21 protein-coding genes are annotated in these 20,407 nt (G+C 61.4%); 9 read left to right on the top strand and 12 right to left on the bottom strand.

Going from position 1 to position 20,407, the window contains the following annotated elements; genetic code table 11:
* Positions 1-51: 51 nt before the first annotated feature.
* Positions 52-636 (bottom strand): class IV adenylate cyclase, encoded by a 585-nt coding sequence (locus ACI3L3_RS12685; protein WP_404845497.1) that lies wholly within the window; start codon positions 634-636, stop codon positions 52-54.
* A gap of 92 nt (positions 637-728) precedes the next feature.
* On the opposite strand from ACI3L3_RS12685, the gene ACI3L3_RS12680 reads away from it, so the two are divergent.
* Together ACI3L3_RS12680 and ACI3L3_RS12675 are read left to right on the top strand one after the other, a co-directional pair.
* Positions 729-1,106 (top strand): fluoride efflux transporter FluC, encoded by a 378-nt coding sequence (locus ACI3L3_RS12680; RefSeq protein WP_404845496.1) that lies wholly within the window; start codon positions 729-731, stop codon positions 1,104-1,106.
* A 30-nt stretch (positions 1,107-1,136) separates the two neighbouring features.
* On the top strand, positions 1,137-1,484 hold the full coding sequence (locus tag ACI3L3_RS12675) for a DUF190 domain-containing protein (protein WP_404845495.1): 348 nt from the start codon (positions 1,137-1,139) through the stop codon (positions 1,482-1,484).
* Positions 1,485-1,538: 54 nt separating this feature from the next.
* Here ACI3L3_RS12675 and ACI3L3_RS12670 read toward each other — a convergent pair whose 3' ends face one another.
* The 5 genes from ACI3L3_RS12670 to ACI3L3_RS12650 form a co-directional block, all read right to left on the bottom strand.
* The gene (locus tag ACI3L3_RS12670; protein WP_404845494.1) at positions 1,539-2,612 is read right to left on the bottom strand and encodes a chemotaxis response regulator protein-glutamate methylesterase; all 1,074 of its coding nucleotides are present in this window, start codon (positions 2,610-2,612) and stop codon (positions 1,539-1,541) included.
* Between the two features lie 30 nt (positions 2,613-2,642).
* Complete coding sequence (locus tag ACI3L3_RS12665; RefSeq protein ID WP_404845589.1) at positions 2,643-3,461, bottom strand: CheR family methyltransferase; 819 nt, start codon at positions 3,459-3,461, stop codon at positions 2,643-2,645.
* Positions 3,462-3,587: 126 nt separating this feature from the next.
* Positions 3,588-5,693, bottom strand: coding sequence for a chemotaxis protein CheW (locus ACI3L3_RS12660; protein WP_404845493.1), 2,106 nt, complete (start codon positions 5,691-5,693; stop codon positions 3,588-3,590).
* Positions 5,683-6,060: a lipid asymmetry maintenance protein MlaB gene (locus tag ACI3L3_RS12655; protein WP_404845492.1), complete on the bottom strand. Its 378-nt coding sequence runs from the start codon at positions 6,058-6,060 to the stop codon at positions 5,683-5,685. The genes ACI3L3_RS12660 and ACI3L3_RS12655 overlap by 11 nt, the downstream gene beginning before the upstream one ends.
* Positions 6,061-6,334: 274 nt before the next feature.
* Entirely contained in the window at positions 6,335-6,646 is a 312-nt protein-coding gene (locus ACI3L3_RS12650; protein ID WP_404845491.1) for a hypothetical protein, read from the bottom strand.
* A 405-nt stretch (positions 6,647-7,051) separates the two neighbouring features.
* On the opposite strand from ACI3L3_RS12650, the gene ACI3L3_RS12645 reads away from it, so the two are divergent.
* From ACI3L3_RS12645 to ACI3L3_RS12625, 5 genes are all read left to right on the top strand, one after another.
* A complete protein-coding gene (locus ACI3L3_RS12645; RefSeq protein WP_404845490.1) occupies positions 7,052-8,968 on the top strand; it encodes a TonB-dependent receptor in 1,917 nt (638 codons plus the stop codon).
* 172 nt (positions 8,969-9,140) lie between these two features.
* The gene (locus ACI3L3_RS12640) at positions 9,141-9,995 is read left to right on the top strand and encodes a metal ABC transporter substrate-binding protein (protein WP_404845489.1); all 855 of its coding nucleotides are present in this window, start codon (positions 9,141-9,143) and stop codon (positions 9,993-9,995) included.
* Entirely contained in the window at positions 9,992-10,768 is a 777-nt protein-coding gene (locus tag ACI3L3_RS12635) for a metal ABC transporter ATP-binding protein (RefSeq protein ID WP_404845488.1), read from the top strand. The genes ACI3L3_RS12640 and ACI3L3_RS12635 overlap by 4 nt, the downstream gene beginning before the upstream one ends.
* 35 nt (positions 10,769-10,803) lie before the next feature.
* Positions 10,804-11,700 carry a metal ABC transporter permease gene (locus ACI3L3_RS12630; RefSeq protein WP_404845487.1) on the top strand — a complete coding sequence of 299 codons (897 nt, stop codon included), beginning with the start codon at positions 10,804-10,806 and terminating at the stop codon, positions 11,698-11,700.
* Positions 11,693-12,307, top strand: coding sequence for a class I SAM-dependent methyltransferase (locus tag ACI3L3_RS12625; RefSeq protein WP_404845486.1), 615 nt, complete (start codon positions 11,693-11,695; stop codon positions 12,305-12,307). Before ACI3L3_RS12630 ends, ACI3L3_RS12625 begins: the two co-directional genes overlap by 8 nt.
* Positions 12,308-12,443: 136 nt before the next feature.
* Here ACI3L3_RS12625 and ACI3L3_RS12620 read toward each other — a convergent pair whose 3' ends face one another.
* Together ACI3L3_RS12620 and ACI3L3_RS12615 are read right to left on the bottom strand one after the other, a co-directional pair.
* Positions 12,444-13,643, bottom strand: coding sequence for an aminopeptidase (locus ACI3L3_RS12620; RefSeq protein ID WP_404845485.1), 1,200 nt, complete (start codon positions 13,641-13,643; stop codon positions 12,444-12,446).
* An 83-nt stretch (positions 13,644-13,726) separates the two neighbouring features.
* A complete protein-coding gene (locus ACI3L3_RS12615; protein ID WP_404845484.1) occupies positions 13,727-13,966 on the bottom strand; it encodes a hypothetical protein in 240 nt (79 codons plus the stop codon).
* 497 nt (positions 13,967-14,463) lie between these two features.
* On the opposite strand from ACI3L3_RS12615, the gene ACI3L3_RS12610 reads away from it, so the two are divergent.
* Together ACI3L3_RS12610 and ACI3L3_RS12605 are read left to right on the top strand one after the other, a co-directional pair.
* Entirely contained in the window at positions 14,464-15,159 is a 696-nt protein-coding gene (locus ACI3L3_RS12610; protein WP_404845483.1) for an arylesterase, read from the top strand.
* Between the two features lie 177 nt (positions 15,160-15,336).
* Positions 15,337-16,059 (top strand): transporter substrate-binding domain-containing protein, encoded by a 723-nt coding sequence (locus tag ACI3L3_RS12605; RefSeq protein WP_404845482.1) that lies wholly within the window; start codon positions 15,337-15,339, stop codon positions 16,057-16,059.
* Between the two features lie 131 nt (positions 16,060-16,190).
* On the opposite strand, the gene ACI3L3_RS12600 is transcribed toward ACI3L3_RS12605, so the two are convergent.
* From ACI3L3_RS12600 to glnH, 4 genes are all read right to left on the bottom strand, one after another.
* A complete protein-coding gene (locus ACI3L3_RS12600; protein ID WP_404845481.1) occupies positions 16,191-17,336 on the bottom strand; it encodes a glycosyltransferase family 2 protein in 1,146 nt (381 codons plus the stop codon).
* A 177-nt stretch (positions 17,337-17,513) separates the two neighbouring features.
* Complete coding sequence (locus ACI3L3_RS12595) at positions 17,514-18,245, bottom strand: amino acid ABC transporter ATP-binding protein (protein WP_404845480.1); 732 nt, start codon at positions 18,243-18,245, stop codon at positions 17,514-17,516.
* Between the two features lie 20 nt (positions 18,246-18,265).
* A complete protein-coding gene (locus ACI3L3_RS12590; protein ID WP_404845479.1) occupies positions 18,266-18,928 on the bottom strand; it encodes an amino acid ABC transporter permease in 663 nt (220 codons plus the stop codon).
* A gap of 87 nt (positions 18,929-19,015) precedes the next feature.
* On the bottom strand, positions 19,016-19,765 hold the full coding sequence (gene glnH / locus ACI3L3_RS12585) for a glutamine ABC transporter substrate-binding protein GlnH (RefSeq protein ID WP_404845478.1): 750 nt from the start codon (positions 19,763-19,765) through the stop codon (positions 19,016-19,018).
* Between the last annotated feature and the right edge of the window lie 642 nt (positions 19,766-20,407).

Genomic DNA, 20,407 nt, shown 5'->3' with positions numbered 1-20,407 from the left:
CGGCCCCGCTCATTCCATACAATAAGACCAGATTTGTTTCTGTCCATCCGCCTAGGCGTCGGCCATTTGCCGAAGCCGGGCGCGCTCTTGCGCTGAAAAGACAAACCCATCACTCTGCGGCAAGCCCGCCGCGGCGCGGTAGCGCATGTTCAGCTGATGGTAATTTTCATCCGAGGACGTGTACGCATCAAGGCCAAGGACCGCCTCGGCGCGGCGGATGGCGTCCGGGTCGCCCTCCAGCTCCACAAAGGAGCCAAACGGGAGCAGGTCCAGACACACATGGCACCCCTCGCAGTCCCATGTTTCACGCAGTTTTTCGTAGCGGAAGGCCACATCGTACCCAAGGGCCTGAAACACGGTCAACGCGGTGTCCACGTCGCCGACGGAGGTTTCATGCTCGTGGCGGACCTTGAGGCCGTCCTCGCCCGGCGCGGGGGTTTTGAGGGTGACCAGACTGTCCCCGTCGCGGCGCAGGCGAAGGAGGACGTCCCGTCCCCGCAGGCTCCGCGCGTTGTCGTCAAGGACCATGTTTTCCTCAAAGCGTCTGTCGTGCCGATGCGCCCCGGCGGCGGCAAGGCGCTCGCGCAGGGCATCAAGGTCCACATCAAGATACTTGATTTCAATTTCCAGTGGCATACACTCCCCGTGTCGGACGCATCTCGTCCGTTTTTCTGCATGAGTAGCCTTTCCGGGCGCAAACAACAAGGACGCCAACCAAGGAGATTCACTTGGAAAAATACATATGGCTGGCCGTTGCGGGCGGATGCGGCGCGCTGTCGCGCTACGGCCTTGGCGGGCTGGTCCACCGTGTGGCGGGGGGCAACTTTCCCGCGGGCACCTTTGTGGTGAACATGATAGGCAGCCTGCTTTTCGGCCTGATTTGGGGCATACTGGACCAGCGCGGCGTCCTTGGCCCCACAGCGCGGGTGGCGGTACTGACGGGCTTTATGGGCGCGTTTACCACCTTCTCCACCTTTATGTTCGAGAGCGCCACCCTCCTGCGCGACGGCCAGTGGATGAGCGCCGCGCTGAATATTGCGGGGCAAAACGCCGTGGGCCTTGCGCTCATGTTCACGGGGCTGGCGCTGGCGCGCCTTGTCCCCTAACCACCCACACCCTCCACGCAAGGACAGCATATGCATCTGCCAGACACCGCAGTACGGCTCAGCATCTACACAGGCGAAAGCGACAAGCATGGCGGACGCCCGCTCCATGAAGTCATCGTTGAGGAAGCCCGCAAGCAAGGGCTGGCCGGGGCCACCACCCTGCGCGCCATTATGGGCTTTGGCGCCAACAGCCGCGTGCATACCTCCAAAATTCTGCGTCTGTCCGAGGACCTGCCCATCGTCACCATCATCGTGGACAAAGCCGAACGCATTGAAGCCTTCCTGCCCACGCTGGACGGCATGGTCAATGAGGGCCTCGTCGTGCGCGAAGAGGTGGACGTCCTCGTCTACCGCCACAACAACGGCGCCAAAAAATAAACGCGGGGGCCATGGCCCCCGCTTTCGCATGCGCGCCCATCACCGCCCCGGCCGCTACTTGGCGCGTCGGTAGGCCTCCTGCGCCAGCTTGGTGAGGCTGATGACAGAGTCCACAGCCCCGACCTTGATGGCCTCCTGCGGCATGCCAAAGACCACGCAGCTCGCCTCGTCCTGCGCAATGTTGAACGCGCCGGATTCCTTCATTTCCTTCATGCCCTTGGCGCCGTCGTCGCCCATGCCCGTCATGATGACGCCAACGACATTGGCCCCGCCATAACGCGCCGCCGAGCGGAACAGCACGTCCACGGACGGGCGGTGGCGCGACACCAACGGCCCATCGCGCAGTTCCACATAATACCGCGCGCCGCTGCGCTTGAGCAGCATGTGGCGGTTGCCCGGAGCTATCAGCGCCTGCCCGCGCAGGACGGTATCGTTATTTTGCGCCTCGCGCACGGTGATGCGGCACAGGCCGTTCAGGCGCTGGGCAAAGGCGGCGGTGAACTTCTCCGGCATGTGCTGGACAATGACCACACCCGGCGTATCCGGCGGCAGCGCCTCCAAAAAGACCTTCAGCGCTTCGGTGCCACCCGTGGACGCGCCAACGGCGATGATTTTGTCCGTGGTGGCGGGCATGGCGTTGCCCTTTCGGCGTGTCGCGGCGGGGATGACCGCATCCGCGGAGAGCTTGGGCTGAACCGCCACCGGCTCCGCCGAGACCTTTTTGAGCTTTGCCCGGGCGGCGGCACGTATGGCATCCGTGATGCGGATGCGCGATTCCTCAAGGAACTGCCGCGTGCCGACGCGCGGCTTCTGGATGATTTCCACCGCGCCGTACTCCAAGCACTTCAGCACGGTGTCCGACCCCTGCGTTGCCAGCGAGGAACAAATCACCACCGGGATGGGATGCTGGCTCATGATTTTGCGCAGAAAGGTCAGCCCGTCCATGCGCGGCATTTCAATATCCAGCGTAATGACGTCCGGCGCGACCTCCTGCATCTTTTTGGCCGCGGCAAAGGGGTCCGCCGCCGTAGCGATGACGTCTATGCCGGGGTCGGACATCAATATATCCGTCATTGTATTGCGGACCACGGCGGAATCATCGACGACCATGACGCGAATCTTACCCATATCCCCTCTCCTCTCCGCCGGGGTCCGGCGCTAGTCGGTCTTGATATAGATGGTCGGCTCCACCTGCCGCACAGGCAGGTCCATGCCCGTTATACTCTCGGAGTGCCCGATGAATAGGTGCCCGCCCACACGCAGCTGGCGGCACAGGCGGCTAAGGATCATCTCCTGCGTTGGGCGGTCAAAATAGATGATGACGTTGCGGCAGAACACCACGTCCTTTTGCTCATCCAGCCGGAAGTCCTCCATAAAATTGAGGCGCTGGAAGGTCACAGCCCGCCGCAGCTCCGGAACAATGCGCACCAGCCGGCGCGTGCGGTCCTTGCTGCGCATGAGGTATTTGGAGCGCATCCCCGTGGGCACGCCGCGGGCTTGGTCCTCAGTGTAGATGCCGCGGACGGCGGCGGCCAGCGCCTGCCCGGAGATATCCGTCGCCAAAATGGAGTGCCGGAAGCTGGGGCGGTGGACCGTAAACTCCGCCATCACCATGGCGATGGTGTACGGCTCCGCGCCGATGGAGCACCCCGCACTCCACACGGCAAAACGGCGCGCGTTGCCGTGCTCCGCGTACCAATACGGCAATGCGGATTGTAGCAGATAGTCAAAATGGCGGGACTCACGGAAGAAATCCGTAGTGTTGGTGGTAACGGCGTCAATAAGATGCGGCAGCTCCATCTCCATGCCGCGCTGGCTAAAGATAAAGGACGCATAGGTGGAATAGCTGTCGTGCCCAAGGGCGCGCAAACGCTTTTGCAGGCGCGCCTCCAGCATGGTCTTTTTGGACCGTTGCAGCTTGATGCCGCACGTTTCGTGGATGAACTCCGCAAAGCGCAGAAAATCTTTTTCCGACATGGTCTTCGGAACATTCACGTACGTGCTTCCTCCGCTCGAATCACTGCCCACCTGCACCTCCATCCGGCCTCATACGCGGTCCTTACAGGCACCACCGGGACATCCCATTCTAACACATTGTGGCGATTAAAGTACAAGTCCGGCGTCAATCTCGCGCATGGTCTGCACGATACCCTGCACATCAAGGATAAGGGCCATGCTGCCGTCCGCGCGCACGGTTGCGCCGGAAAAGGCGCGGACGTTGCGGTACACCTTGCCAAGGCTGCGGATAACGGTCTGGTGCTCGCCCACCACGCGGTCCACCACCAGCCCGATGCGGCGGTTTTCACTGCCCGCCACCACAATCTGCTCCACGTCCGGCTTGTCGCCATTGAGGCCAAACAGGTCGCGCAGGCGTATCCACGGAATAATCTCGCCGCGGATGTCCAACACGCTCGCTTCTTCGGGGTGGAACTCCAAGCACTCCTGCACGGCGGCAAGGGGGATAACGTAAAACTCGCCGCTCACCCGCACCTGAAGGCCCTCGATAATGGCGAGGGTCAGCGGAATGCGCAGGGCAAAGCTCGTCCCCTGACCGGGGGTGCTTTCCACATCCACCCGCCCGCGCAGGGAGTCTATGCCCCGGCGCACCACATCCATCCCCACACCGCGACCGGACAGGCTGGTCACCTCCTCCGTGGTGGAGAATCCGGCCTCGAAAATCAGTTGCAGCACTTCGGACGCCTTCACTTCGGCATCGGGACCAACAACGCCCAGCCTGCGGGCGCGCTCCAAAATCTTCTCGGGAGCCATGCCCCGGCCATCGTCCTCCACGGTAATGCTCACCTCGCCGCCCGTATGCGCCGCGCCAAGGCGGATGGTGCCCACCGGCGACTTTCCCACGGCCTCGCGCTCCTCCGGGGATTCGATGCCATGCCCCACGCAGTTGCGGATAAGGTGTACCAGCGGGTCCGCGATGCGCTCGAACACCGTCTTATCCACCTCCGTCTCCGCGCCGAAGGTTTCCAGCTCCACCTTTTTGCCCTGTTCTGCGGCCACGTCATGCACAAGGCGGCGAAAGCGCGAGAACATCTGCCCAATGGGCAGCATCCGCACGGACATCGTCCGTTCGCGCAGGCGCGAAGACAGGCGCTCCAACTCCTCGGACAAGCGGGCCAAATGATGGCGGCTGCCGTCGGCAGCGGCCTGCGCTATCTGCGCCTGCACGATGGCCAGCTCGCCAACAAGGGAGACCAAATCGTCCAGCTTGTCCGCCGGAACCCGGATGCTGGACTCCGCCTGCACCTTGCGGCGGCGGGATTTCACTTTGCGCACGGCGCTCTGCTCCGCAAGGGCGGAGCGCACATCCTCCGGCGCCACCCGCCCCGACTGCGTCAGCAGTTCGCCAAGGCGCTGGTGCTCCCCAAGGGCCACCTCCAAGTCATGCGGGGCAAGCTCACCGCGCCGCACAAGAATATCCCCAAGGCGCGGCGGCGTGTCGTCGTCCCCCTCGTCGGACTCGCGCTCCAGCACCTCCACATCCACCACGCCGTCGCCCTCCACAAAGATGAATACATCATGGATGGCATCCTCGCCCCGGTCCGTGGTGAGAAAGATATCCCACCGCACGTGGCAGACCTCGGGGTCCAGTTCAGACAGCGGCGGCACATCACCCATATGGGCGACGGCCTCATACTCGCCAAGCTCCTCCAGCTCCCCAAACAGCCCGGCAAGGTCCAGCGAGGCAAACACCGGGGCAAGGGGCGCAAAGCGGATGCGGTAGGACGCCATCGCGCCCGCGCCAGCGGATCCATCCAAAACCTCCACAGGAATATCCGGCAACGCGGCAGACGCCGCCCCATCCACCACGGCGGCGGTCACCCCGGCGCACTCCTCCATCTCACGGACAATGTCCTCGCCGTCCTCGGGCAAGGCGTCGTCCGGCTCGTCAAACAGGGCCAGCAGGTGGTCCCGCGCGGCAAGGGTGAGGTTCATAAGACGCGGGGTCACAGGCACCACGCCCTCGCGCACGTGGGAGTAGATGCTCTCCACACTATGGGCAAAGCCCGCAATGCCCTCGTGCCCAAACATGGCGCCCACGCCCTTCACCGTGTGCAGGGCGCGAAAAATACGGTCTACGCAGTCCTCATCCGGGCAGCCCTCCTCCATTTCAAGGATGGCCGCCTCCAACTCGGCGAGGTTTTCATGCACCTCGTCGCGCAGCATCTGCCGGGTTGCTTCATCAACCGCCATGGGTGCCTCCCGCTTCGGCGCTTTCGATGCGCGGCAGGGTCAGCCCGCCGCGTGCGCCGCCAAAGTCCAGCCCATCCGGCCCGGCAAAGCCGCACACCAGAGCAACGCCGCGAACCTCCTGCGGCACCTCGGGGGCAAGCTCCACCACGGCCCCGCGACCCTCGGCCTCGCGCCCAAGGGCATGCAAAAACTGGAAGAACGCCGCATCCACACGCGTTACGCCGGACAGGTCCACCGTCAGCTGCTGCGCGCCATCAAGGGCATGGCAGACCGCCTCCCGGTGCTCTGCAAGGACATCAAAGGTCCATTCTCCCGTCATCGTAAGGATGGGACGGCCCTGCGTTGTCTGAATCGACACTTCCGCCATAAGACCCCCCTTCAAGGAAGCAATAGAGAAAACCCTATTCCACCATCACTAGGACGAAAACGGGAATCAATCAAGACGGTATGTTGAAATACAGGGGGAAAAAGAAGACCGCCCCGGACGGAGCGGCCCTGGTGAGCACGACAAAAACGATACACGCGGATCAAAACGCGGTATCAGCCCGGCAAAGCAGAGGTCACGCCCTCCACGCCTCAAAAACAGCGTAAGGACATACACGTGGTGGGACAACGCCGGAGCTCCCGATTAACGCCGCCCGCTAGATGCGTTTGCGGCCAAGATCGGTGTGGTGGGCCTCCTTGAAGCGGCCCAGCGCGTACATGCGCACCTTGTTGCTGCGGGGGAATTCCACGCGCAGAATGCGCTTAATTTCCTTACGCAGGCCCTTGTAGGGCACCTCCACGTCATGCTGTTCAAAGCCGTCCTCCAGCACGCGGTACAGATCATCCTCCAGCCGGACAAAAATGGCGGAGCGGTCGCGCTTGTAGGTGCGGATGTCAACGGCGTGACCAATCTCCAGCTTGCTCAGGCGCTCCAGAAGGGTCCTCAGTACGTTGGATTTTTCAATCATGTCGTCAGTCTCCTCGGGCCAAGGCAGTACAGGAAACTGCCGCCCCCGGCAACGGCAGTCCGCAGACGCCCCGCCCCACCAGCCGCCCATATCCCCAGAAACCAGCTTTTCATTCCAAATCAAACTTTTTGCATACTTTACGCATTTTTTTCACCACCTAACGGCAAAGCAAGCAGGCGCGCGCCCTCGCGGCTGTGCACTCTGTACGCGGGCTAGGCCGTTGACAGTACAACCCATTGTCTACGCAAGCCCCGAAGAAACCTTACCCTGCGCGGTTTTTCATTTTATGCACTTCCACTGCACACGTCTTTCAGCGTTTTCGCACGAAGTTGTCACTCTTTTTGAGTCGTGCTACGCATGCGGCACGTTTCCTCAATGAATCCGTACCGTAAGGAGGGGGGATATATGAAACGGTTCTTCACCACTTTGCTGGCCCTGTGTCTGCTGCTGGCGCTGTGCGCCGCCGCACAGGCGCAAGAGGCCACAGACGGCGCCGCACCGGATAATACCGTCACGCTGGACGAGGTGCACGTCGTCGCCAATCCAATCATCCACGGCAACGAGGTGGACAACTACGGCGGCACCACCACCGTTGTGGGCGAGGAGCAAATCCGCGAGCTGAACGCCATGGACCTGTCCTCGGCCCTGCGCCGCAGCCCCGGCGTCACCATCACGCGCTATAATCCCGTTGGCGCCTTTGGCGGCGGCGAGGGCGGCGCGGTGTTCATCCGCGGCATGGGCTCCAGCCGCCCCGGCAGTGAAATCAAAACCTTCATCGACGGCGTGCCCGTCTACATGGGGCTGTGGAACCACCCCCTGCTGGACCTGCTGCCCCTTGACCCGGCAGCGCGCATCGAGGTGGTGAAAGGGCCCCAGCCTCACCGTTTTGGCGACGTCTTCTCCGCCATCAACATCATCCCCAAAACCGGGCGCGGGCAAGAAACGCAGACAGCCGTACAGGCCGCTGGCGGCAGCTACGGCACCTTTTCCCAGTCCGTCGAGCATCAGGCCGACAAGGGCGACTATGCCTACGCCCTCGGCGAAGGGTTCCGCCGCTCCGACGGCCACCGCACGCACTCGGACGGCGCCACGGGCAGCCTGTACGGCTCCCTTGAAGCCTACCTGAATGACAACTGGGACATGCGCCTTTTCGCCCTTGCCGCCTCCAGCACGGCCAACGACCCCGGCGAAGAGGACTCGGACACCAACGCAGGCACCTACGATACCGGCCTACGCCTGACCACCGTCACCCTCGCCAACACCTACGACAAGACCTACGGCGAGGTGAAACTCTTTGCCAACGCGGGTGAAGGCTACTGGTACGACCAAGCCGGAAGCGCGGACGACACGCTGAACGACTTCTGGTTCTGGGGCCTCAAGGCCAAGCAGACCCTCGTCCCCACGGACGGGCTGGAACTCACGGCAGGCATCGACCAGCACTGGTGGGACGGCAACATCCGCTACACCTTTGACGGCGCAACGCCCGACGACTCCGCAACGGTTCCCCAGTTCTCGCTGACCATGCCCTACATTGGCGCCAACTGGCTCATTGGCGACCAGTACGGCTGGCATGTCATCCCGTCGGCTGGCGTTCGCCTCTACTCCCACAACCGCTTTGACGACGCCGCCGCGCCGCATGCGGGCATTGTCGCGGGCTACGGCGATACGGAAATCCACGCTTCGGCGTCCAAGGGCGTGGTCTACCCCGGTCAGGAAGTTGTACTCCGCTCAAAGGATGACGCATGGAAAGACCTCTCGCCCGAGGAAGTCTGGCACGGTGAAATCGGCATCCGCCACACCTTTGCCGACATGGTCCGCGCAGACCTGACCTTCTTCAACGACGACGGACGCGACCGGTACAACATCACCAAGGGCAACTGGGACAACGTGGAGAGCTACCGCATTCAGGGCATTGAAGCCACGGTAACGGTCACCCCCACGGACACCCTGTCCATGTTTGCCAGCCTGACCACGCAGGAATCCCACCCCGGGGACATGCCCTACGTACCGAACACCTCGGCCAGCGCGGGCGTCAACTGGGACTTTGCCAAAAATTGGCGCATTGCCGTGGACGCGGAATACGTCTCCGACATGTACGCCATGAAGCAACTGCGCAAGGAAGGCGCGTCCAACACCGAGGAAGTGGACGAACACACCTTGCTTAACGCCAAGCTCACCCGCAGTTTCGACATCCCCGCGTGGGATGCGCGCGGCGAAGTCTTCCTCGCCATGGAAAATATCACGGACGAGGACTACGAGTACCGCCCGGATTACCGCATGCCGGGAATCAACGGCATGATTGGCGCGCGCATCACCTTCTAGCGCGTACTGCGGCGACGCCGTCCGCTCTTCTCCCCGCCTCCGCCGCCGGACAACCCGTGGCGGCGGAGCGCGTCCTCTCCCAATGGGGGACGGCTTGCCATACACGCCCCCTGGGCAAAGCCATCAAGCGGCTTTGCCCGGGGGATAACCCTTTTTCAGGACGGGACACGCCATGGCCAGACGCCTCATCGCGTTTTTTGCGAGCTTTGCCCTCGTTTTTCTGCTGCTCCCGCGGGCGCACGCGGATACGGACGCGCCCCAGCGCATCGTTGCGGGGACAACCCTTATTGCGGACATCGTCCATGATCTGCTCCCGCAGGCCGAGGTCCGCACTCTCATCCCCGGCGGCGCCTGTCCCGGACACTACGACATCCGCCCCGGCGACGTGCGCCTGCTGCGCGACGCGGATGCCATTTATCTGCACGCCTGGCAGACAGCGCAGCCCCACATCACCACCCTGCTGGACGCGGCGCAGACGCAGCGCCAGCCCGTCGCCCTGCCGGACGCCGGCAATGCCCTGCTCCCGGAGAACAACCTCCTCCTCACGCGGCACATCGCGGCGGAATTGGCGGAGCTGTTCCCCCAGCACAAACGAGACATCAGCGCCCGCGCCGCCGCACGCCGCCGCGCCGTGACCACCACCGCGCAGGCCCTCAAAACACGCCTTGCGGCCTCGGGCGTGGCGGAAATGCGGGTGGTCTGCGCCGCCATGCAAGAGCCGCTGGCCCACTGGGCGGGGTGCAAGGTTGTGACGGCCTTTCCGCGTCCAGCCAGTATGACGCCCCAGCAGATGGCGAAGGTCATCGCCGCAGGGCGCGGCGCGGGCGTAGGCCTTGTGGTGGACAATCTGCAAAGCGGCGACGGCGGGCACGGTCTTGCCGAGGCCCTTGGCGCGCGTCGCGTCATCCTGTCCAACTTTCCGGGCGGCTTTGCGGACACTCCAACATGGGAGGCCACCATGCGCGACAACGTCCGCAGACTCCTTGAAGCCGCCCCCGCCATGACCGATGCGGAGGCCGCACAATGACGGACCCCATCATCCGCATGGACAATGTCAGCGCGGCCTATGGCCGCCACGTCGCCATGCACGGCGTTAGCCTCACAGTCCAGCGCGGCGACTTCTTAGGCATCATCGGCCCCAACGGCGCGGGCAAGACCACCATGCTCACCGTCACCAACGGCATGGGGAGCATCGCAGGCGGACGGGTTGAAGTGTTTGGCACCGAGGTCACGCCGCGCTCGGCGCGCCTTCTGCGCAAGCGCATCGGCTACGTGGCCCAGCGGCAGGACATCGACCCACTGCTCCCCATCAGCGTGCGCGAGTCCGTGGTCAGCGGCAGCTTTGGCCGCATCGGCCTGTTTCGGCGCGTGCCGCATTCCGTCGTGGAATACGCCGAGGAACTCCTCGACATGGTGGGCATCGGCGCGCTGGCGCAGCGCCCCCTTGGGCACCTCTCCGGCGGCGAGCAGCAGCGGGCGGCCATTGCCCGCGCCCTCGTCCAGCGCCCGGACCTGCTGCTTCTCGACGAACCCACCGCCGCGCTCGATTGGCAAGCCCAGCGCGAAATTCTGGAGCTGGTCCGCACCATCCACACCCGCTTCGGCCTCACCAGCCTCATCGTCACCCACGACCTCAATAGCCTGCCCGACGTCACCAACCGCATCGCCTTCATGAAGGACGGACGCATGGTCTGGCAGGGTACGCCGCGCGGCGCACTGGATGAAGCGCGCCTGAGCGAGCTCTATGGCACCCCCGTCAAGGTCGCCGACGTCAACGGAGCGCCCCATGTTTGTCACTAATACCGCCGCGCCGCACCCGTAGGGAGGACGCCACAGTGGACGCATCCATACTGTTCTATCCTTTCATGCAAAAGGCCCTGCTGGCTGGCCTGCTGGCCGGAGTGTCCTGTTCCGTCGTTGGTGTGGTGGTGGTCACCATGCGCATCACCGCCATCGGCACCTGCATGGCGCACGCGGCCTTTGCCGGTGCCCTGCTTGGCCTCGTGACTGACGTGGATATGCAGGTCTGCGCCTTTGTGTTCAGCCTTGGCGCGGCGGCCATCATCGGCCCCCTGTCGGACCGGGCGGACTTTGCGCCCGAGACGGTTGTGGGCATCGTGTTTTCGGCCATGCTGGGACTGGCGTTTCTCTTCATTGGCCTGCTTCCCGGCCCGCGCTCCGCCGCGCTAAATCTCTTTTGGGGCAGCATCCTCACAGTGGGCGAGCGCGACCTTGTCGTCATGGCTGTGGTAGCCGCGCTTCTGCTGGCCGGGCTTGTTGCTTTCTCCAAGGAAATTCTGGCAACGCTGTGCCACCGCAGCATCGCCCTTGCCGCCGGAGTCCCCGCTACCGCCATCTACTACGCCCTGCTGTTCGCCACGGGAGCCACGGTGACGGCGTCGCTCAAAAGCATTGGGGGCCTGCTCATCTTCAGCCTCATCATCAACCCAGCGGCGGCGGCCTACCAACTGTCCTACACCCTGCGCCATATCTTCTGCCTTGCGGCGGTGTTTGGCGTGGTGTCGTGCTGGGGCGGACTGGTGCTTTCCGCCATGTTCGACGTGCCGTCCGGAGCAGTCATCGTCATGCTGTCCACACTCATCTTTATTGTCTGCACGGCGCTGTCTCCCAAACGGCGCGGCCTCTCCCGGCGCGAACGCCGCTCCCTCACCTTTTCCCGGCAGGTGGACGCCACCACCAGCGAGCTTACAAGGAGAAAAACCAATGTATGACGCAAAGGCTGCCTTTTTCGACAATCAAGTTACCGCGCCGTGGGCCTCCGGCGAATACGGCGACAAAGAACAGCCCAAGCTGGACCGCCTGCTGGCGCACCTTGGCGACATCACGGGCGCGCACATCCTTGAACCGGGCTGCGGCACCGGCCGCCTGACGCACCACCTTGCCCAGATGGTTGGCCCGCAGGGCCGCCTTGTGGCCATGGACGTCAGCCCCGGCATGGTACGCGCAGCGCAAAAACGCCTTGCCGACACCCCAAACGCCATGGTCTGCACCGCCGCCGTTGAGGATATGCCCCTTGGGAGCGACTCCTTTGACATCGTGCTGTGCCATCAAGTGTTTCCGCACATTGATGACAAGCCCGGCGCGTTGCGCCGCATGACCTCCGCCCTGAGGCCGGGGCGGCTGTTCGTCATCAGCCATTTCATCAACTCCGCCACCATCAACGACCACCACCGCAAGGCTGGGTCCGCCGTGGCTGAGGACAGCATGCCCCCGCTTGCCGATATTCGCGCCATGCTCGACGACGTGGACTGCGCCATTGAGGCCTTTCACGACGACGAACTTGGCTATTTGCTCACGGCGCGCCTTCGCGCCAAGTAGCCAGCTGCGCGCCGCCACACCGCCAGATGTCCTCCGCCTATCCTGTGTGAACACCGGCGGCGCACCAGTGAAAAACGCCCCCGCATGGCATTGCCATGCGGGGGCGTGATGGTACAGGCCGTACGGACGGAACCAGCTACATCCGGAACTGCCCATTCTCGTAAATCACGCGGGTTTCACCGCCGCGCAGGTGCGCGGTGACGGTCTTGGCCTCCGTATTCACAAGGTCCCAGTGCAGGGCCGAGGAATTAAAGCCCAGCTCATCCTTGAGCAGTGTGGACAACTCCGACTGCTGCCCGGCATACGTTCCGGGATAAGACGCGCCAAGAGCAAGGTGGCAGTTGCCGTGCGTGCCGCCATAGTTTTCGTCAAACAGCGTGGTGGCCATAAAGCGGTCAATGGGCGAAAAACGCGAATCCGTCAGTGAAAATTCGCCAATGCGGCTTGCTCCGGGGTCCATGGCCACCTGCTTGCGCAGGAATTCGCCGCCCTGTTCCGCCTCGGCGTCCACCACTCTGCCGTCCTTGAATTCCAGCCGCACGCCGCGCACATAGTTGCCACTGCGAAACGAGGGCTGATCCGCGTAATACACGCCCTGCGTGCCCCGCCAATCCGGCGACACATAAATCTCAAAGCTGGGGATGTTGTGCCCCGTTACGCCAAGCCAGCGGCGAAGTTCGCCAAGGCGCACCGTCAGGTCCACATGCTCCGACTCCACGCGGAAGCTTTCGGCCCCCAGCCCGTCCAGCCATGCGCGCAGTTCCTTCACGCGGGCGTGCACGCCGCGCCACTCGGCAACCGGGTCCGCCTTATTCAGGTAGCAGGCGCGGGCAATCTCGCGGGCGTAGTCATCTACGCTCATACCTGCGCTCTTGGCGAGGGCTTCGGTGGGCCACATGCACAGGGTCCAGCCAAACAGTCCCGCCTGTTCGCGCTCCTCCAGCACGTCACGCAGGGGCTTGCGTGCACGGGCGGCGGTACTCAAATTTTCCGGGTCAACATCGGCCAGATGCGTCAGGGACTGCGGCGCCAGCAGATACACCGACCCATCCAGCGCGCGGGTGAGTTCCATCTCGCCCGGCAACTGGTGCTCCAACTGCGCCCGGCTGGCCGAGGAGTAAAACGTCTTTTCCATGGTGGATGTCGGCTTCATACGCTGGGCCACGTGCACGCCGCGCTCATGCAGGTTGGCATACACGGCCTCCGCCAGCGAAAGCGCAGGCATATCCCACCGTACGGCCACGGTATTCCCTGCGCGCAGCGGCTCCGCGCGCGAGACATCGAGCGCCCAGAGCAAAACCTCAGCGTACTTTTCAATCTCCGTCTGTGTCAGCATGTGGCGAATCTCCAATTGTGCTCAAAAGAAAAACGGGATGCGTATGGCACATCCCGTTTGGTTTCAATAGACACGACGCCTTGTTACGTCGATAAATCCCGGACCAGACCAATCAGATGCTCCGAGGCGATGATACTCATTTTTGGCGAATCAATGAAGTCCGGATACTGATTGGATATCTTGCGCGACCACAGCACGGACGCCGCGCTGGCGTCGGCGTGTGTCAGCGGAACGTTGGCCTGCACCTTGCTCACCAACATACGCGACGCGATTTTCGGCCCGCTATTGGACACCAGATTCACATAATTCGTTGGCACACCCATAGTCGTCTCCGTGGCATATCTGCTTCAAGGTGGCCCTGCGCCCGCAAGGCTCATCCCATTGGTCACTTCACTTCGTCCCTCAATATGCTGGGGCATAACGCCACCGGCACATCCCATGTTTCGAGCACATTCCGCCGCCAGCGGCGGGTTTCCTTCACTCTAGCACAAGGCTCACAAAGATTCCAAGGCCGGGTTACCTCATACGCAAAGTGGCCCTTAAACGGCACCAACACACCAATGCTACGGGAAAAACAGGTGACATTCCGCGAGGAAATGAAGCCCCTCGCCCCCCGTCAATACGGCAGGCATCATGACGAACGCTTCGTTTCGTCGTCGCAAACTCTCTCACAAAGAGGGTGAATGTCTTCGCCTACTCAAGAATGCCCGGAGAACAGCGCCCCCATCGCCAACGGACCGTATCATCTGATAGAGTCATTCTGCACCCGTCCGCGTCAACTCGGGGGCGCACACCGCCCCGACCATTTCAGGAGGCCTGCATGCCGCATCCGCCCCGGCGCATCTTTCGCCGCCCTGCCTGCCGCGTTTGGCGCGCGTGGGCTGCCCTTCTCTTTGGCGCCATGTTTTTCGCTACCGCCTGTTCAGACGCGCCGCCGACGCTTACGCCCCTCGGGGCGAATGCCACAATCCTTGCCTTTGGCGACAGTCTCACCGCCGGGGTCGGTGCCGGAGGCTTTGGGTCCCTCGACAGGGAGAAGGGTTATCCTGCTCGCCTTGCGGCGCGCATCGCGCAGCGAGTGGAAGTTGCCGCCGTCCCCGGCGAAGTTACGGCGAGGGGCCTTGCGCGGCTACCGCAGACTCTGGAGCGGTTCTCGCCAGACCTTGTCCTGCTCTGCCACGGAGGCAACGACCTCATCCGCCGCTTTCCCATGGAGCAAACCGCCGCCAACCTCCGGGCCATGGTTACGCTGTGCCGCGACGCCGGAGCACAGGTCGTCCTGATTGCCGTGCCGCGCCCCGGCATCCTTCTGAGCCCGCCTTCGTTCTATGAAGACATCGCCCGCGAATACGGCTTGCCCCTTGAGGAAAAGACGCTTTCCACCATCCTCTCGGACGCGGACCTCAAGGCCGACCCCTTCCACCCCAATGCCAAGGGATACGCCCTGCTCGCCACACACATCGAAGCCCTACTGCGCGAGGCTGGCGCGTTGCCGCCTCAGAAAAAACAAAAGTGATCTTGGAAGAATAGCGGAAGTCACGCCGAAGCCGCGGTCTTCCCGGCCTGGTCATCTTCTCTTGATGTCAGAGGCCATTTTTCCCATACTGCACGTATGAACACACCCTCGCAACACGCTCCGCCACCGCGCCCATTGGTCCGGGTCCTGCGTCGAATCCGTCACACCGCGCTCATATTGCTTTTCGCGGCGGCTTTCGCATCCCCCCACGTCATCCACGCCCAATCCCTCGTCGTCGCCACAGCCTACGACATGGTCCCCTTCTCATTTGTCCAGCGCGACAGCATCGCCGGGTACGACATCGACCTCTGGAAGGCCATTGCCAACGAGGCCGACTTCTCCTTTCAATTCCTGCCACAAGACTTTTCGGGCATCATGCCCTCCCTTCAACGAGGCACAGCACACGTTGGCATCTCCAGCATAACCAGACCCTCAAAAATCCCGCAGGGCCTCGAATTTTCCACGCCGTACTACGAAAGCGGCCTGCGCCTGCTCGTGCGCACCAGCGAAACAGCCATCACCGGCCCAGACGACCTCAAGGGCCGCACCATCGCCTGTAAGCTGGGAACCACAAGCGTCACCTATGCCTACCGCAACCTCCCCGCAACCATGGTCAGCCTCTTCCGGGAAATCGAAGACGCCTTCCAAGCTCTCCTCTTCCAGCAAGTGGATGCCGTGCTCTTTGACGCGCCCATCATGGAGCACTACGCCGTGCAGGAAGGCAAAGGCCGCGTCAAAGTGGTCGGCCCCCTCCTCAATCCCCAACACTACGCCATCGCCATGCGCAAAGACCTCGGCCTCAAACCCACCATCGACGCCGCCCTCGAAACGCTCCGAAAAAACGGCACCCTGCGGCGCATCCACACGACGTGGTTCGGCGAAAAAACCACCACCCCATAAACCCACCACTCCCCACACGCCCGCTCACGACCTGACGCAACACGCGCCCCCCCCCTCACGTCTCCAGCACCAATAAAAAACGGCCAGCCCCTTTCGGGACTGGCCGTGTATGTTTTCATATACCGGCGTGCTTACATCTTGGGCGACCACAGCGCGCCAAGGCGTTTGGACGCACGAGCCTCATACCCACGCAAGTGGCTTCGGGCATCTCGGGACATGGGTTTAAACATGGCCTTAATGCGACGACGCATGGTGTGAAACGCATTATCCTTATCCGGGGCTGAAACTTTACGTCCCTTGTCACGCCATACATCAAACTCGGCATGAATGGCCTGAATATCGCGAGCAATAAGTGCATCAACCAACGGCAACATTGCGGGCGTACTCTTTAATTCAGGAGCAAGATACTCATCCCGGAACCACTCCGGCTGCAGCCCATCAAAAATCTCCAAGCTGATGTCGATGCACCGCTCACGCCAATGCGCATCAGCCCCCACAAGTCGAGGAGCAATTTTTTTAATGTCACGAAAATAGTTTTCCATCAGGTACTTGATAAGCGGCTTGATGGTCTCCGCCTCCACCAAAATACGCTTCACTTCACAAAAATGAGCAAGCTGATGCTCAACTTCCCGCGAAAGCTCATTTCCAGGGGACTTATGGTCCTGCCGAAAATAATAAAAGAAACTGCCGCATTGGGAAAACTCACCAACCTGTGTCAGAGCTTCGTACATGCTGCACACGTCTTGACTCAGCTTGTAATGAGGATGCTTCAGGTTAATTGATTTTAGGAAATCGACCTGAAGTATCCAACGCCACACGACCTTACTTTTCCAGTAGGCAGGGTTGGCAAAGGTTGTTTTGGCGACAGGCTCTTTATAAAAATACCGACGCGTATTGAATGTCTTATCAGAGAAAACCACCGCGTTTCCGCAAACCATTTTTACGTCATCTCTATAAGCCACACCGAGCATGTCTTCTGCCGCCTTTTCATGAAGAAAATCATCGGCATCAAGCCACGTGATAAACTCCCCTTGTGCTGCATCCTGACCAGCTTGGCGCGCGCCTCCAAGCCCCTTATTCTCCTGATGCACCACCCGCACCCGATCATCGCTGGCTGCGTAGGCGTCCGCAATCTGCGGGGACGCATCCGAGGAGCCATCATTAACGATAATCACTTCGATAGCCGGCTCAGTCTGCGCCAAACACGATTCGACGGCGACCGGGAGCCACTTTTCCATATTATATGTCGGGATGACGATGCTGAGCTTGGGGGACACGGGAATACTCCTTATACTGTAACTTCCGCGCAATAGGCCGCGGACTTCGCTCTTGGGGAAAGGTTCCATACCAAAAGCCCCCACCATTCACAATCGCCATCCCCCGCCCCGCCAACAAAAAACGGCCAGCCCCTTTCGGGACTGGCCGTGTGTGTTTCTTTCTGGCTCTGGCGTGGTCTAGTCGTGGCCGACGACCTTACCGAGGAAGTCTCGCAAGCGTTCGTTCTGCGGGTTGGCGAAGAATTCGTGGGGTTCGTTTTCTTCCTGAATCTGGCCTTGGTCAAAGAAGATGACGCGGTCGGCCACTTCTTTGGCAAAGCCCATTTCGTGGGTGACAACGACCATGGTCATGCCTTCCTGCGCCAGCTTCTTCATAACTTCCAGCACTTCGCCGACCAGTTCGGGGTCGAGGGCGGAGGTGGGTTCGTCGAAGAGGAGAACCTTGGGCTGCAGGGCCAGCGAACGGGCGATGGCAACGCGCTGCTTCTGGCCGCCGGAAAGCTGATCCGGGTAGGCGTGGGCCTTTTTCTTGAGGCCAACCTTGTCCAGCAGCTTCATGCCGAGGGTCACGGCGTCAGCCTTGGAAGTCTGGCGGACCTTGATGGGGCCGAGGGTGACGTTTTCCAGCACGGTCATGTGCGGGAACAGGTTGAACTGCTGGAAGACCATGGAGGCCTCGGAGCGGACATAGTTGATGTCCGTTGCCGGGTCCATGATGTCAAAGCCGTCCACCTCGATGGTGCCGGAGGTCGGCTCTTCCAATTTATTGATACAGCGCAGCACCGTGGACTTGCCGGAACCGGACGGGCCGATGATGACGACCACTTCGCCGGATTCAACGTGCAGGTCGATGCCTTTGATGACTTCAAAGTCCCCGAAGGACTTCCGCAAATTTTTAATCTTGATCATATATTCTTTCCCCCAATCGCCTATCGGTAGGCGAGGCGTTTTTCAACAATACGCAGGACACGGGCGATCGTCAGGGTCATTGCCAAATACACAAGGCCAACGGTCAGGTACACCTCAAAGGCGCGGAAGTTCACAGCCGTGATTTCCTGTCCGGTCCGCATCAGTTCGGACACGCCGATGACCATAAGCAGCGAGGTATCCTTCAGGCTGATGATGAACTGGTTGCCCAGCGGCGGAATCATACGCTTAAAGGCCTGCGGCCAGATGATATAGCGCATGGTCTGCCCACGGGTCAGGCCGATGGAGCGGCCCGCTTCGAACTGGCCGGAGTCGATGGACTGCACAGCGCCGCGGACGATTTCCGCGATGTACGCGCCGGAGTTGATGGCAATGACAATGACGCCCGCAACAACAGGGGGAATGCGCATGCCGACGGCCATAGGCAGGCCAAAGTACAGGAACATGGCCTGCACAAGCATAGGCGTGCCGCGGATGATTTCTATATAGAACCCTGCGAGCTTGCGCAGAGGGGAACTCTTGGAAATCTTCATGAGGCCGAAGAAGACACCAATAACAAAGCCGAAGAACAGGCCTCCGAGCGTCAGGATAATTGTCAGGTGCACGCCGCGCATAAGCTGCGGAAGGGTTGTGACCATGACGGAGGGATCAAAATTAAAAGCCATATAGCACCACTTTTTGCGTTTTTCAAAAAATACCGGGGGCAGTGTGAACCGCCCCCGATATCAATGTTTCAAAAGGGAAGTGGGGGACTAGCGAGGCTCGGAGCCGAACCACTTCACGTACAGATCGCGGTAGGCGCCGCTTTCCTTGAGGGAAGCCAGGGCGGCGTTGACCTTCTTCACGAGGGTGCTGCCCTTGGGGAAGCCCATGCCGTAGGCCTGACCGTGGTACAGGGGACCAACGACCTTAACCTGACCGTGACCAGCCTTGCGGATGAAGTCGCCAACGACGGGGGAGTCGAAGATGACGGCGTCTGCGCCGCCGCTCATCAGCTCCATGAACATGGCGTCGTTGTTGGGGAAGAGCTTGACGTCCTCGGCGCCGGAGCGCTCCTTGGCGAGGTCGGCGCTGGTGGTACCCAGCTTGGTGGCGACCACTTTGCCCTTGAGGTCTTCAATCTTCTGGACGTCGTCGTTGTCCTTGCGGACGAGGATGACGAGGCCGGAATTGTAGTAGCCATCGGAAAAGTCGATGACCTTGGCGCGCTCGGGCTTGATGGTCATGCCGGCGATACCCACATCAAGCTGGCCCGTCTGCAGGCCGGGGATGATGCCATTGAAATCCATGGGCTGAAGGTCGTACTCCACGCCGATTTCCTTGGCGATGGCGTCCCAGAGTTCCACGTCGAATCCGGTATGCTTGCCCGTTTCGGGGTCCTTAAACTCAAAGGGAGGGAAATTGGTGTCCGTTCCGATAACAAGCTTGTCACCAGCAAAGGAGACAGAGCCCATGACGAGAACGAGAGCCATGGCACAAAGAGTGACCAGTACGCGTTTCATGCTTCCTCCGTATGTATGGAATCCGAGGTTATCCAACCAAGGTGGAGAACCGTGTGGCACTACGCCCGGGACCGACGGGTTGTCCGTATGCGGTCCGCCTCAAAATGACCTGCCTTACATGCAATAAAACACGGACTGAGGCAAGGGAATTTTTGTCAATTTTGGAGAATTGAGGTCTTTTTTTTCAAAATACCCACTTTGCGAGGTCCTGTTCCAATCTTGGCAAATGGTTTCCAAAATGCGGCCAAAACTGCCCCGGCCGTAGCACAAAACACTGGCCCGTGCCGCATAAAAAGCGCCCTCCTCTGCTCCGGGCGGTCACCGACTGTACGCCCCCAGTATTTGCCCGCCATGGCTCACTTTTCACCTCAAAAAGGCGCAATTTCGCCACTGGGAGCGCACAGACGAATTCCGCAGGCCGCAACGCCAAGTACAATTCGCCAGACGCGCCATTTCCGCCAATTTTCACGGCAAAAGCGCCCCGAAAGCCCTCGTCGCCGCCATCCGCACCCATACGCTCGAACGAGACGCCACAGCACGCTGACACAGACCTCCCTCCCCAATTTTGCGCAAAATCGAGAAAACAGCGGGCGCGGTATTTTCGGGTTGGAAAGTGTGCCGCCTTTCTTGTGACAAAAGACC

The organism is Desulfobaculum sp. SPO524 (genome assembly GCF_044987625.1).
Taxonomy (GTDB): domain Bacteria; phylum Desulfobacterota; class Desulfovibrionia; order Desulfovibrionales; family Desulfovibrionaceae; genus Desulfobaculum.
The sequence above is the reverse complement of the archived record's forward strand: the minus strand, read 5'-3'. Positions and strand labels throughout refer to the sequence as shown.